We start from the raw sequence: 12670 nt of genomic DNA, 5'->3' as shown, positions 1-12670 counted from the left end.
GGTGGCTGGGGGTGCTCAGTCGGCGCCGTGCATGCTGCGCACGCGGGCCTTGAGGAGCTTGCCGGAAGCCGTGCGGGGCAGGGCCTCCACGATGACGACCGACTTGGGGATCTTGTACTTGGCGAGCCGTCCGGTCAGGAAGGCCAGGACCTCGTCGAGGTCGAGCGCCGCGCCCTCCCGAGCGACGACGACGGCCCGGGGGACCTCGCCCCACTTGTGGTCGGGGACGCCGACGACGGCGCACTCGACGATGTCGGGGTGGGTGAGCAGGGCGTTCTCGACCTCGGCAGGGTAGATGTTCTCCCCGCCCGAGATGATCGTGTCCTTGAGCCGGTCGACGATGGTGGCGTAGCCGTCCTGGTCCACCCGGGCGGCGTCGCCGGAACGGAACCAGCCGTCAACGAAGGACGCGGCGGTCTCGTCGGGCAGACCCCAGTAGCCCTGCATGACGTGCGGGCCGCGCACGATCACCTCGCCGGTCTCGCCGGGCGCCGCCGGGGTGAGGTCGGGGAGCACCACGCGCACATCACTGAAGAAGTGCTGCACGCCGGCCGAACCGGCCTTGCTGACCGCGTGCTCGGCGTCCAGGAACAGGACGCCCGGGGACGCCTCGGTCATGCCGTAGCCCTGCATGAAGGTCAGGCCCCGCTGCTGGTAGGTGGCGATCAGGGAGGTCGGCACGGGCGAGCCGCCGCAGGAGAGCATGCGCACCGACGACAGGTCCGCGTCGGCCCAGCGTGGGTGGCGGGCGACCTGGTCGAACATCGCCGGGACGCCGAACATGAAGGTGATGCGGCGCCGCTCGATCAGTTCGAGGGTGCCGCCCGGGTCGAAGGCGTCGACCAGGACGCAGGTGCCGCCCTTGAGCAGGACCGGGAGGGTCAGCATGTTCAGCCCGGCGGTGTGGAACAGGGGCGCCGACACGAGGGCCACCTCGTCGGACGCGAGGTCCTGGTCGATCAGGACGTTCACGGCGTTCCAGGTGAGGTTGGCGTGGGTGAGCATCGCGCCCTTGGGGCGGCCCGTGGTGCCGGAGGTGTACATGATGATGCAGATGTCGTCCAGGCCGACCGGCTCGTCGATCGGGTCGGCCGAGGCCTCGCGGAGCAGGGTCTCGTAGTCGGGTCCCACGGTGATGTGCGTCTTCACGTCCGTCTGGCCGCGCAGGCCCGCCACGGTGTCGCCGTGCGACGGGTCGTGGATCAGCGCCTTGGCCGCCGCATCCCTGAGCTGGAAGGCGATCTCGGGCGCCGCCAGCCTGGTGTTGAGCGGGACGAAGACGGCGCCGAGCGTCCCGGAGGCGAACATCGTCTCCAAGTAGCTCGGGTGGTTCGCGCCCAGGTAGGCGATCCGGTCGCCGCGCCGGATGCCGGCCGTGCGCAGGGCGTGGGCGAGGCGGGTGGTGCGCTCGTACAGCTCGGCGTAGCTGATGGTCCGGTCCTGATGGACCAGGGCCGTGCGGTGCGGGGTCTTGCGGGCCCGGCGTACGGGCCAGGATCCCAGTCCCTCGTTGCGCATCGTTCGCCCCTTCGCGAGTTCTGCGAGTCCTACGACTACGAGATGTGACGCTTGCGCGTCTCGACGCTCAGGTGTCCTGGGACGTGGCCAGCCCGAGCAGGCGGGCCGCGTTCTCCTTGAGGATCTTCGGCTTCACCTCGTCCTTGATCGGCAGCTTCTCGAAGTCGGCGAGCCACCGGTCGGGGGTGAGGACGGGGTAGTCGGAGCCGAAGAGGACCTTGTCCTTCAGCAGGCTGTTGGCGTACTGCACCAGCTGCGGCGGGAAGTACTTGGGCGACCAGCCGGACAGGTCGATGTGCACGCCCGGCTTGTGGGTGGCCACCGCGAGAGCCTCGTCCTGCCAGGGGAAGGACGGGTGCGCCAGGATGATCTTCAGATGTGGGAAGTCCGCGGAGACGTCGTCGATGTGCAGCGGGTTGCTGTACTTCAGGCGGATGCCGCCGCCGCCCGGCACACCGGCGCCGATGCCGGTCTGGCCGGTGTGGAACAGGGCGATGGTCCCGGTTTCCTCGATCACCTCGTACAGCTCGTAGGCGATCCGGTCGTTGGGGAAGAACCCCTGGATGCTGGGGTGGAACTTGAAGCCCCGCACCCCGTACTCCGCCACCAGCCGGCGGGCCTGCCGTACGCCCGCGCGGCCCCGGAAGGGGTCGATGCTGGCGAACGGGATGAGGACGTCGGCGTTGGCGGCGGCGGCCTCGGCGACCTCCTCGTTGGGGACCGGCTCGGTGCCGGTGGCGTGCTCGGCGTCCACGGTGAAGATGACGGCCGCCATCTTCCGCGCGCGGTAATAGGCGGCGGTCTCCTTCAGGGTGGGTTTGCGCTTGCCTTCGACCTTGAAGTAGGCGTTGGACGCCTCGTGCAGGTCGTCGGAGAGCGAGGCCTGGCCCTTCGACGACACCTCCGCGTGGGTGTGGACGTCGATCGCGACGAGTTGGTCGGGGTTGATGGACGGCCGGTACACGGCGCTCACGCCTCCGGGGTCTTCGGGGCCGGGGTCTTCGGGGCCGGGGTCTTCGGGGCCGGGATGCCGAAGCTCTGCGGGTCGGCGCCGACCGAGGAGTGCCAGGTGGCCGCGATGGTCTCCGGGGTCCAGCCGCCGTCGGCGTAGGCGACCGCGACCTCCTGTGGGTGCGACCAGAGGGCGAGCTTGTCGCCGCCGATGCCGATGCACTGGCCGGTGACGTCGCGGGCCGCCTCGGAGGCGAGAAACGGGATGAGGGCGGCGCAGTCCTCGGGGGTTCCGAAGCCCTCGCCCTTGCGCAGGAAGTCCGGCAGCGGCTCGCCGCCCCGGTTCGCCTCGACGTAGGGGGCGAAGGCGGGGATGGTCTCGGTCATGGCGGTGGCCGCGACCGGGATGATCGCGTTGACGGTGACGCCTGCCCGGCTGAGTTCCATGGCCCAGGTGCGGACGAAGGCGGCGATGCCCGCCTTGGCCGCGGCGTAGTTCGTCTGGCCGAAGTTGCCCCGTTGTCCGGCCGGTGAGCCGACCAGGATCAGGCTGCCGCCCTCGCCCTGCTCGCGCATCCGTACGGCGGCGGCGCGGGCCAGGGTGAAGGTGCCCTTCAGATGCGTGGTGATGACGGCGTCGAAGTCGTCGTCGGACATCTTCCACAGCACCTTGTCGCGGAGGATGCCCGCGTTGGTGACGATGATGTCCAGCCGGCCGAACTCGGAGACGGCCCGGTCGACCAGGCGCTCGGCGGCCTCGGTGGTGCCGACCGCGACCGCCTCGGCGACAGCCGTGCCGCCTGCCTCGGTTATGGATTCGGCGGCCCGCTCGGCGACCGCCTCGTCGAGGTCGTTGACGACCACGGAGGCGCCCGCCTTGGCCAGGGCCGTGGCGTAGGCGAGGCCGAGGCCCCGGCCGCTGCCGGTGACGACGGCGACCTTGCCGGTCAGATCGGTGCGGGTGTTCGACACGGCTGGGTGTCCCTTCCTCGGTACGAGGGTCTCAAAGGCCGCCGGGGAACCGGTACTCGACGCTCTTCGCGCCGCCCGTCGGCTCGCCCCGGGCCGGCCCATGAAATAGAAGCTATGACCAATCATTGTTGAGGTCAATAGTTGTCGAAATCCTGAACACGCGTCATGCTGGAACGGCTGGTACCCATACGCTGTTGGCCCTCATGACGGCCCGGACCCTGGAGCAGAAGATCGCTGACACGGCTGACAAGGTGGCGGCCGCGCCCTGGATGCGCGGTCTGAACGCCGACACGGGTTACCTCCTCTACCGGCTGGGACTGCGGTCGGGGCGGCTGTTCAACGCCACCCTGGAGGAGTCCGGTCTGCGGCTGCGGCACTACGCGCTCCTGCGCTACCTGGCCACCGTCGACGGCGCCCTGCAGCGCGAGTTGAGCGACCGGCTGGGGTACGACCCGAGCGCCATCGTCAGCCTCGTCGACGACCTTCAGAAGCTGGGCTTCGCCGAGCGGCGCCCCTCCCCCGGCGACCGGCGCAGCCGGGTCGTCGTCCTGACCGACCAGGGCCGCGAGGCGCTGCGGGCTACCGAGAAGGCGAGCCGGCGCGTCACCGACGACCTGCTGGGGCCGCTGGACGAGGACGAGCGCGCCGCCCTGCACGCACTGCTGCTGCGGGTGGCCGAGCCGGAGCGGGGCTGACCCGTGCCGACCGCGCCCGGATCCGGCCCGCGTTCCGCCGCCGACCGGCTGCTGGATGTCCTGGCGGCGTTCGACCAGCGCAACCTGGCACTGTCGCTCACCGAGATCAGCCGCCGCGCCGACCTGCCGCTGGCCACCGCACACCGCCTGGTGGGCGCCCTCGCCCGCTGGGGCGCGCTGGAGCGCGACGAAGGTGGCGACTACCACATCGGGCTCCGGCTGTGGGAGCTGGCCTCGCTCGCCCCGCGCGGAGTGGGCCTGCGGGAGGCGGCGATGCCGTTCCTGGAGGACCTCTACGAGCTGACCCACGAGAACGTCCACTTCGCGGTGCGCGACGGCGTCGAAGTCGTCTATATCGAGCGCATCTCGGGGCGTACGGCGGTGAAGGTGCGCAGCCACGTGGGCGCCCGCTGGCCGCTGCACGCCACCGGGGTGGGCCTGGCGCTGCTCGCCCACGCCGATGCCGAGTTGCAGGACCGCGTCTGCGACTGGCCGATGCGGGCGTTCACCCCGCACACCGTCACCGACCCGGTGCGGCTGCGCCGGATGCTGGCCCGGATCCGGCAGACCGGATTCGCCGTCAGCGACCGGCAGATCACCACCGACGCCCTCTCGGTGGCCGCCCCCGTACGCGGCCGGCGCGGCGAGGTGGTGGCGGCGGTGTCCGTGGTGGTGCACGCCGAGGGCCGCCCCACGCAGGCGCTGGTCCCCATGGTGCGGGTCGCGGCGCGCGGCATCTCGCTGGCCCTCGGCTGGCAGCCGGACAGCGGAGCGGCGTCGCCGACCGCTCCGGTCCCCCGCTGAGGGGCCATGCCCGGACACGGCGCCGGCCTCAGAACCGCAGCACCGGCTTGATCGTCTCGCCGGAGACGATGTCGCCGACCGCCCGCTGGATCTCCTCGAACTCGTAGTGCCTGACCAGCTTCTCGACCGGCATGCGGCCGGAGGTGACCAGGTCGACCAGGACCGGGATGAGAGTCTCGGTCTCGCTGTCGCCGAGCGTCAGGCCCACCACATTGCGGCCCGGCAGCATGAAGTTGACATCCACCGGGACGGTGGAGCCGAACGCCGGGGCGCCGACCAGCACCGCGGTGCCCCGGGCGGCCAGGGCGCCGATGGCGGCACCGGCCACGCCGGTGTTGCCGGTGGTCTCGACGACGCCGTCCGCGCCCGCGCCGCCGGTGATCTCGGCGATCGCCTCGTTCAGGTCCGCGTCGCCCACCTCGACGGTGTGCGTGGCGCCGAGCTCGCGGGCCAGCTCCAGCCGGTCGGGGACGCGGTCGACGGCGATGATGCGGGTGGCCGGGGTGAGGGTGGCGGCCATGACGGCCGACAGACCGACCGCGCCGGCACCGGTGACCACGATGGCGGCGCCGGGCGCGGGCTTCAGGACGTTCCAGACGGCGCCCGCGCCGGTCTGCACGCCGCAGCCGAGCGGGGCCAGCAGGTCCAGCGGCGCGTCGGCGTCCACCTTGACCAGGCTGCGCTCGTCCACCAGGGCGTTGCGGGCGAAGGAGGACTGGCCGAAAAAGTGGCCGCCGAGGTGTTCGCCGCCCCGGGTGATGGTGGGCGAGCCGTCGGCGCGGGCGCCGCCGAGCAGGTTGAGCGGCAGCCAGGCGTCGCAGTAGGCGGGGTGGCCGCCGCGGCAGCCGCCGCATCTGCCGCAGGAGGTGAACGACAGCAGCACCTGGTCGCCGGGGACGACCCGGGTGACGGAGGAGCCGACCGCCTCCACCACGCCGGCGCCCTCGTGGCCGAGGACTCCGGGCAGCGGGAAGGGCAGCGCGCCCGCGGCGACGCCGAGGTCGGTGTGGCACACCCCGGCGGCCACCATGCGGACGAGCACCTCGTCCGGGCGGGGCTCGGCGAGGTCCACCTCGGTCAGGGAGAAGCCGGCGCCCGCGGACTCGACGATGGCGGCGGCAGTGGTGGTGGTCATGATGAGCGGACTCCTTGGAGACGCGGTTCGGGCGACGTGCGGAGCGCGTCAGGCGAGGGAGATGACGACGGACTTGACCTTGGTGTAGGGCTCCAGGCCCTCGGGGCCGTACTCGCGCCCGTAGCCGGACTGCTTGACCCCGCCGAACGGGACCGCCGGGTCGAGCATGGCCCAGTCGTTGACCCAGACGATGCCCGCCTGGAGCCGGGCCGCCACCCGGTGTGCGCGCGCGAGGTCGTTGGTGCACAGGCCCGAGGCGAGCCCGTACGGGGTGCTGTTGGCCAGCCCGACCGCCTCGTCCTCGGTGTCGAAGGGCTGCACGGTCAGCACCGGGCCGAAGATCTCCTCCTGGACGGCGCGGGAGTCGTTGGCCAGGCCGGCGATGACGGTCGGCTTGTAGTAGTAGCCGCCGCCCAGCTCCAGCCGCTCGCCGCCGGTGATGATCCGGCCGCCGTCCTCCCGGGCGATGGCCACGTACTTCTCGACATTCTCCAGGTGCCGCGCCGCGGCCATCGGCCCGATGACCGTCGCCGGGTCGAACGGGTCGCCGAGCGGGATCCCCGCGACCGCTTGGGAGAGGATCTCCAGGACGGTGTCGTGGAGGGAGCGGTGGACGAGCAGCCGCGGGCCGCCCATGCAGAACTGGCCGGTGTTGAAGACGAAGCCCTTGATGACGGAGCCGATCGCCTTGTCCAGGTCGGCGTCCTCGAACACGATCTGGGCCGCGTTGCCGCCCAGCTCCATGGTCACCGGCTTCAGGCTCTCGCTCGCCACGGCGGCGGCGAGCTTGCCGACCCGGGTTGAACCGGTGAAAGCGATCTTGTCGACGCCGGGGTGTCGCAGCAGCGCCTCGCCGACCGCGCCGCCGCCGGTGACGACGTTGACCACCCCGTCCGGAACCCCGGCCTCAGCGAGGATCTCCGCCATCAGCAGGGCGCTGAGCGGGGTTTCCTCGGCAGGCTTGTGGACCACCGTGTTGCCGGCCGCGAGCGCCGGGCCGATCTTCGAACTGCTGAGGATCAGCGGGAAGTTGAAGGGCGTGATGGCGCCGACCACGCCGAGCGGCTCGCGGCGGGTGTAGGCGTGCGACGGGATCGGGGTCTGCCGGGTGGCGCCGTCGACGCTCTGCGCCAGCGCCGAGCAGTACTCGTACTGCTCCGCCGCCGTCGCCACGTCCACCGCGCGCGACAGTGTGACCGGCTTGCCGACGTCCACGCTCTCGACCGCGACCAGCTCGTCCTCGCGCTCGCGGACGACGTCGGCGACCCGGTGCAGGATCCGGGCCCGCACCCGCCCGGGTGTCCGCGCCCAGCCCTCGAACGCCCCGCGGGCCGCGTCGACGGCCGCGTCGAGGTCGGCGACGTCCGCCTCGGCGACGGTGGTGATCACCGTGCCGGTCGACGGATCGACGACCTCCCGACGCCCGTTCGCCCCGGCCTCCCACCACTCGCCGCCGATGAAGAGCCTGCCCGGCTCGATGTGCGGCCGGGTCACGGCGGAGGCGTTCTGCTCCCCGGATTCGGACATGGCCCGCTCACCTTCCCGGTGCGGTCGCGCACCGCGTCGCGCTGATGCCGGCCGCACTGATGCGACCAACAGGTTTCCTGATGGTTACGCCCCCTTCCGAAGGAAAGCAAGAGGGTGGGCATAATCAGGAAACCTGAAACGCACGGAAGCGGAGGACCAGGTGACGCGCGCAGCGGAAACCGGCAGCGACCCCACCCCCGGCAGCGTGGCGGAAGTACCGCGCCCCTCACTGCTGTACGCCGTCAAACAGGTCGAACTCGCGGCGCGCTCGCAGATCGACGAACTGGTCAAGCCCGCCGGGATCACCGCCCTGCAGTACACCGCGCTCACCGTGCTGCGCCGCCGCGACGGGCTGAGCTCGGCGCAGCTGGCCCGCAACTCCTTCGTCACCGCGCAGTCGATGGCGGACATGGTCACCGCCCTGGAGAAGCGGGGTCTGATCGTCCGCCGCCGCGACCCGCACAACCGCCGAGTACTGCTGATCAGCCTCACCGACGCGGGCCGCGAGCTGCTCGCCGCCCTCGACGAGGCGGTCGAGGCGCTGGAGGAGCGCATGCTCTCCGGCCTGACCCACCGGCAGCGCAACGACCTGGAGGACTACCTCAACCGCTGCCGCGCCGCCCTGTCCGACCGCCCGCCGCACTGATTCCGCACAGTCCCGAGGCCCATCCTTCCGTCAGGCGGAAGGGGTGTTGCCGGGGCATGACGCCGGTCCCGATGGTGTTGCACAACGAACCCTCCAACGACGGACGGGACCTGTCATGACCGAATTCGCCAGGAACCAGTGGTACGTCGCCGCCTACGGCCGTGAGGTCGGGCGCGAGCCGCTCGGCCGCACCATCCTCAACGAGCCGGTCGTCTTCTACCGCACGGAGGAGACCGGCGAGGTCGTGGCCCTCGCGGACCGCTGCGTGCACCGCCGCTACCCGCTGTCGGCCGCCCCGAGCCGGCTCGACGGCGACAACCTGGTGTGCGGCTACCACGGCTTCACCTACGGCACCTCCGGCACCTGTGTGTACGTGCCCGGCCAGAAGCGCATCCCGCGCACCGCGCGGATCAGCTCCTACCCGGTGGTGGAGCAGGACTCGTTCGTGTGGGTGTGGATCGGCGCCCCGGACCTCGCCGACGCCGCCGCCGTCCCCCGGGCCCCGCACATGGCCGACCCGCGCTGGAAGACCGTCTGCGGCATGGAGCCGATCGACTGCGACTACGGGCTGCTGGTCGACAACCTGCTCGACCTGTCCCACGAGACATACCTGCACGGCGGCTACATCGGCACCCCCGAGGTCGCCGAGACCCCGATCAGCACCGAGGTCGACGAGGGCGCCGGCATCGTACGGGTCAGCCGCCACATGGACGACGCGGCCTGCCCGCCGTTCTACTCCCGGTCCACCGGCATCGAGGGCCGCATCACCCGCTGGCAGGACATCGAGTACCACGCCCCGTGCCTGTATCTGCTGCACAGCCGGATCGCCCCGGTCGGCGTGGAGCCCCACGCCGACGGCACCGACCCGGACGCCTTCCACGTCGAGGTGACGTACGCGATCACGCCGTCCACCGACAAGCACGTGTACGACTTCTGGGCGGTCTCCCGGGACTTCGCCCAGGGCGACGACGAGGTCAGCACCTTCCTGCACGACAACAACCACACGGTCGTCATGCAGGACGTCACCGCACTCAACCTGCTGCAGAAGGCCCTGGACCAGGAGTCGGCCGGCTACCAGGAGCTGAGCATCAACATCGACACCGGCGGCCTGGCCGCCCGCCGCATCCTGGCCCGGCTCGCCGCCGAGGGCAGCCGGCCCGCGTCGGCCGCCGCGCCGCCCGCCCCCGCCACCCCGGCCGCGACGCGATGAGCGGCTCCCTCAGCGCCGAGGTCTACCGCATCGACTGGGTCCCGGGCACCGACACCCTGCACGGCGTGTGCCACTGCGGCGCCGAGCGCACCGCGCAGGACCCGATCGAGATGTGGGAGTGGATGCTGGCCCACCCGGAGGGTCACGAGCACAAGGAGTCCCCGTGAGCAGCCCCGAGCACGAGAGCCGCCTCGTCATCGACCGCCGTGCCGACGAGGCCGAGGGCGTCGTCTCCCTGACGTTCCGTCACCTGGACGGTGAGGAGCTGCCGTCCTGGGAGCCCGGCGCCCACATCGACCTCGTGCTGGAGGACGGGCTGGTCCGGCAGTACTCGCTGTGCGGCGACCCGGGTGACCGCGGCGCCTGGCAGATCGCGGTGCTCCGCGAGCCCGCCGGGCGCGGCGGGTCCGCGTACGTCCACGACAAGCTGGCCGAGGGCACGTCCGTACGGGTCCGGGGGCCGCGCAACAACTTCGCGCTGGTCCCGGCCGACCGCTACCTGTTCGTGGCGGGCGGCATCGGCATCACCCCGATCCTGCCGATGGTCGCCGCCGCCGAGGCGGCGGGCACCGAGTGGACACTGCTGTACGGCGGGCGCAGCCGCACATCGATGGCGTTCGCCGGCCGGCTCACCGCCTCCTACGGGGACCGGGTGCGCGTCATGCCGGAGGATCAGTACGGGTTGCTGGACCTGGCCGCCTACCTCGCCGCCCCCTCCCCCGGCACCCTGGTCTACTGCTGCGGGCCGGAGCCGCTGCTCAAGGCGGTGGAGGAGCGGTGTGCCGACGGATGGCCCGGCGAGGCGCTGCACGTCGAGCGGTTCAAGGCGAAGGAGAGCCACGCCGACGCCCCCGCCGGCTCGTTCGACGTGGTGCTCCAGCAGTCCGGGCTGACGGTGACCGTACCGCCGGACCGCAGCATCCTGGAGTCGGTGCAGGAGGCCGGGGTGCAGGTCCTGTACTCCTGCGCCGAGGGCACCTGCGGCACGTGCGAGACGGACATCATCGAGGGCGAGGCGGACCACCGCGACTCGGTTCTGACGCCGCAGGAGCAGGCCGCGAACGAGACCATGATGATCTGCGTGTCGCGGTGCGGGGGAGCTCGGTTGGTGCTGGACCTCTGACGCTGCGGCGTATGCGCGATGAGGCGTCCGGCCACGGTGCCCGCCGGCTATCCCGCCACCGGGCGCAGCGCGGTCGGCGCCTGGGTGTCCGGAGGCATCTGTACGGCCTGACCGTCGGCCTTCTCCGCGAGGCCGAGTTGGGAGATGGCGTTGACGAGGGTCACCGTTCCGCCCTTGGCGATCAGCTGCCAGCGCTGTGTGCGGGTGTTGTCCGAACAGGCCTGCTGGGTGATGGTGGCGCCCGCCTCCAGTGGTGCTCCGAGGTAGCGTCTGCCGCTGGCCATGTCCAGGCAGTTGCCGGTGGTGGCGCCACCGCGGACCGCGCGGATCCGGTAGTAGCCGTCGGAGGTCGCCGAGAGCGCCCAGGTCGCGGCGGGGTCGGACGCCAGCTTGGCCGGGGATCCCTCCGTGGCGCCTGCCGTGGTCAGCCGCTTGGCCGAGTCGGGGAGGGTGAGTGCGTAGGTGCCGTCCTTGAGCGGGAGGCGGGTCACGTTGTCCCAGCCGGGGGCGTGGCCGAGCCGGCCGGCGAGTTCGGCGAAACCGTTGTAGGTCGCGGCGGGTTTGGGACTGCCCCAGGTGGCCTGGGAGATGAAGCGCAGCGGCATGAACGCGTCGGTCTCGACTTCGTTTTCGGTCTGTTCGGAGGCGAAGTCGGGCCACATCGTGATCTTGGCGCCGGTGACCTGGGGCTGGGGGCCGGTCAGTGTCTCCCCCTCGAAGCGCAGGGGTGTCCAGTCGCTGTCGTACAGGGCTTGGGTCTTCATTTTTGAGCCGCCGCGGATCAGGTAGAGGGAGTAGGCGGAGTTCATGACCCGGTGGCCCTGCGCGAGGAGTGTGGAGGGCGGCTGTTCGGCCTCGGAGATCCAGTGCTCGACGTCGATGTTCTTGGCGAGAGGGACGGTGTTGTCGCCGGTCAGTCCGTCGTTCCAGACCCGCAGGGTTCTGCCGTCGGCCCGCACGTGGGTGTTCACGCGGTTGACGAAGTCGATGAACGCGTCCTGAGGGGTGGCCGACGCGCCGTATTTGGCCTTCGCGTAGGCGGCTATCTGCGGGTAGGCGGCGTAGTCGGAGCCGAGCATGTACTCGTCGGCGCCCATGTGCCAGTAGGGCGTGTCCCAGACCGTGAGGGCCTCGTCGAGGAGTCCGGTGTAGAAGCTGTAGGCCTCGGGCCGGGTGATGTCCAGCCGCGAGGGCGACTTGGTGCCGGAGGAGTCGGTGAGTTGCAGTTCGGGGTGGTTCTGCAGGTAAGGGTCGATGTGTCCAGGGGAGTTGATCTCGGGTATGAGCGTGATGTGGTACTTCTTCGCCATGGCCGAGAGCTGTCGTATCTCGTCCTTGGTGTAGTAGCCCCAGAACTTGGTCTTCGGGTAGTCGTCGCTGGCGACTTTCGCCTCGATCCACAGTTGGTTGAGCTTGAGGTAGGACATCTCCCGCATCAGCCGCTCGAACCAGGGCATCGAGATGTGGATGTAGCAGGCGCACACTCCCACGCCGCGTTCGGGGTACCGGGGGATGTCGACGGTCCGGCCGCGCGGCAGTGCGGTCTGGCCGTGGAGCATCTGGAGCACGGTGCGGGTGCCGAGGAACAGTCCGTCGTCGGTCGCTCCGGTGACCCGAACGGTGTCGGAGACGAGAAGTTCGTATCCTTCCGCACCGAGGTCCTTGGCACCGGGGTCGAGGCGCAGCACCAGATCGCCGGCCCGGGGCTCTCCCCCGGTGACCACCGGCAGTCTGAGACCGGTCGCGTCGGCCAGGTCGTCGGCGAAGGTGGCGGCGTCGGCCTGGGCCCGTTTGGCCGGGGGCGTAAGGATGCGGGAGCCCTGGTTGAGTGGGAGGGTGCCTGTTCCGGCGGTCCACTGAGTCAGGGCCGGTATCACCTCTGGTGGGGCCTGAGTGCGGGCGGCGGCGGACGCGGGGGTGAGCGCCGAGGCCGGAAGGGCCGGCGGCACGAACAGGGCCAGGGCGGCCAGGAGGCAGGCGGCCCAGCGGGTGCGTCTGCGGGCGGCGCGCATTCGTTGGGTCTTTGTGTCCATCGGCATGAGGGTTGTTACCCACTTCCCAGCGGGGAACACGGTTACTAGTCTCATCG

12 protein-coding genes are annotated in these 12670 nt (G+C 71.2%); 6 read left to right on the top strand and 6 right to left on the bottom strand.

The window, feature by feature from the left end; all coding sequences use genetic code 11:
* Positions 1 to 15 precede the first annotated feature (15 nt).
* The 3 genes from ACWY4P_RS52650 to ACWY4P_RS52640 all read right to left on the bottom strand — a co-directional run bounded on the left by ACWY4P_RS52650 (position 16) and on the right by ACWY4P_RS52640 (position 3441).
* On the bottom strand, positions 16 to 1518 hold the full coding sequence (locus ACWY4P_RS52650; protein ID WP_456207922.1) for an acyl-CoA synthetase: 1503 nt from the start codon (positions 1516 to 1518) through the stop codon (positions 16 to 18).
* Between the two features lie 67 nt (positions 1519 to 1585).
* Positions 1586 to 2467 (bottom strand): amidohydrolase family protein, encoded by an 882-nt coding sequence (locus tag ACWY4P_RS52645; protein WP_456213347.1) that lies wholly within the window; start codon positions 2465 to 2467, stop codon positions 1586 to 1588.
* Between the two features lie 20 nt (positions 2468 to 2487).
* Positions 2488 to 3441: an SDR family NAD(P)-dependent oxidoreductase gene (locus tag ACWY4P_RS52640; RefSeq protein ID WP_456207921.1), complete on the bottom strand. Its 954-nt coding sequence runs from the start codon at positions 3439 to 3441 to the stop codon at positions 2488 to 2490.
* A gap of 203 nt (positions 3442 to 3644) precedes the next feature.
* On the opposite strand from ACWY4P_RS52640, the gene ACWY4P_RS52635 reads away from it, so the two are divergent.
* The gene (locus ACWY4P_RS52635) at positions 3645 to 4136 is read left to right on the top strand and encodes a MarR family winged helix-turn-helix transcriptional regulator (RefSeq protein WP_456207920.1); all 492 of its coding nucleotides are present in this window, start codon (positions 3645 to 3647) and stop codon (positions 4134 to 4136) included.
* A gap of 3 nt (positions 4137 to 4139) precedes the next feature.
* Positions 4140 to 4940 (top strand): IclR family transcriptional regulator, encoded by an 801-nt coding sequence (locus ACWY4P_RS52630; protein WP_456207919.1) that lies wholly within the window; start codon positions 4140 to 4142, stop codon positions 4938 to 4940.
* Positions 4941 to 4968: 28 nt separating this feature from the next.
* Here ACWY4P_RS52630 and ACWY4P_RS52625 read toward each other — a convergent pair whose 3' ends face one another.
* Together ACWY4P_RS52625 and ACWY4P_RS52620 are read right to left on the bottom strand one after the other, a co-directional pair.
* Positions 4969 to 6075, bottom strand: a complete 1107-nt coding sequence (locus ACWY4P_RS52625) for an NAD(P)-dependent alcohol dehydrogenase (RefSeq protein WP_456207918.1) — start codon at positions 6073 to 6075, stop codon at positions 4969 to 4971.
* Positions 6076 to 6123: 48 nt separating this feature from the next.
* Complete coding sequence (locus tag ACWY4P_RS52620; protein ID WP_456207917.1) at positions 6124 to 7602, bottom strand: aldehyde dehydrogenase family protein; 1479 nt, start codon at positions 7600 to 7602, stop codon at positions 6124 to 6126.
* A gap of 205 nt (positions 7603 to 7807) precedes the next feature.
* Between ACWY4P_RS52620 and ACWY4P_RS52615 the strand changes: the two genes are divergently transcribed.
* From ACWY4P_RS52615 to ACWY4P_RS52600, 4 genes are all read left to right on the top strand, one after another.
* Complete coding sequence (locus tag ACWY4P_RS52615) at positions 7808 to 8248, top strand: MarR family winged helix-turn-helix transcriptional regulator (RefSeq protein WP_456213346.1); 441 nt, start codon at positions 7808 to 7810, stop codon at positions 8246 to 8248.
* 115 nt (positions 8249 to 8363) lie between these two features.
* Positions 8364 to 9458: a Rieske 2Fe-2S domain-containing protein gene (locus tag ACWY4P_RS52610; RefSeq protein ID WP_456207916.1), complete on the top strand. Its 1095-nt coding sequence runs from the start codon at positions 8364 to 8366 to the stop codon at positions 9456 to 9458.
* Positions 9455 to 9625 (top strand): hypothetical protein, encoded by a 171-nt coding sequence (locus ACWY4P_RS52605; RefSeq protein WP_456207915.1) that lies wholly within the window; start codon positions 9455 to 9457, stop codon positions 9623 to 9625. Before ACWY4P_RS52610 ends, ACWY4P_RS52605 begins: the two co-directional genes overlap by 4 nt.
* On the top strand, positions 9622 to 10581 hold the full coding sequence (locus ACWY4P_RS52600; RefSeq protein WP_456207914.1) for a PDR/VanB family oxidoreductase: 960 nt from the start codon (positions 9622 to 9624) through the stop codon (positions 10579 to 10581). The genes ACWY4P_RS52605 and ACWY4P_RS52600 overlap by 4 nt, the downstream gene beginning before the upstream one ends.
* 47 nt (positions 10582 to 10628) lie before the next feature.
* Here ACWY4P_RS52600 and ACWY4P_RS52595 read toward each other — a convergent pair whose 3' ends face one another.
* The gene (locus ACWY4P_RS52595; protein WP_456207913.1) at positions 10629 to 12614 is read right to left on the bottom strand and encodes a family 20 glycosylhydrolase; all 1986 of its coding nucleotides are present in this window, start codon (positions 12612 to 12614) and stop codon (positions 10629 to 10631) included.
* Positions 12615 to 12670 lie beyond the last annotated feature (56 nt).

Source organism: Streptomyces sp. LZ34 (assembly GCF_053890475.1).
Note: the sequence above shows the minus strand (reverse complement) of the source record. Positions and strands in the feature narration are given on the sequence as shown.